Genomic DNA, 612 nt, shown 5'->3' on the forward strand with positions numbered 1-612 from the left:
CCGTTGGTATTATTCGCAATACCGATTGGATGTAAGTTTATCGCAACAGTCCAGCTTCGCTGGGCTGTTGCCTATTTGTCTTAGCTCTTTTTTTCTCATCCGCTTTGATTTCCTGCTCGCAGTTTATTTCTCATATTCTTGTCGGCTCTCTCTGTGCTTGATAATGTAATTGATATTCATTATCATATTTTCCAGTGTCCATTCTTTCTCACTGGCGCAGGAAATGCCCATGTCTAAGTCAAAACATCAAGTTCCTAATCATCTATTGAAGCCTTTGCTATTACGCAGTCGTGAAAGCATGGTCGACAATGGTTTGGTGTATGACCCCATTGCAGCGAAAGCTTGTCTAAGCTGCAAGATGGCACCTGATTGTTTAAGTGGTGATGTCGCGCAAAAGCAGCTGCTACACGTGACGTTGACTCAACTGTGCGACCAACAGGTAACGCAGTTTTTGCAGCAAAATCCGGACGCTTGGATCATCAATGTTGGAGCTGGACTCGATACCCGTTTTTACCGTTTGGATAACGGCCGCTGTCACTGGATTGAATTGGATGTTACGGAGAATCTAGTTTGGCGTCAGCGTCTATTTCATAAAAACGAACGCTACGAACA

The 612-nt window shown here is 44.1% G+C and carries 1 protein-coding gene; it reads left to right on the forward strand.

Going from position 1 to position 612, the window contains the following annotated elements:
* Positions 1-229: 229 nt before the first annotated feature.
* Positions 230-612, forward strand: a 383-nt coding sequence (locus tag R7P74_RS27570) for a class I SAM-dependent methyltransferase (protein ID WP_318123861.1), incomplete at its 3' end; no start/stop codon positions are given.

The sequence above is a fragment of the Vibrio sp. 2033 genome, assembly GCF_033339735.1.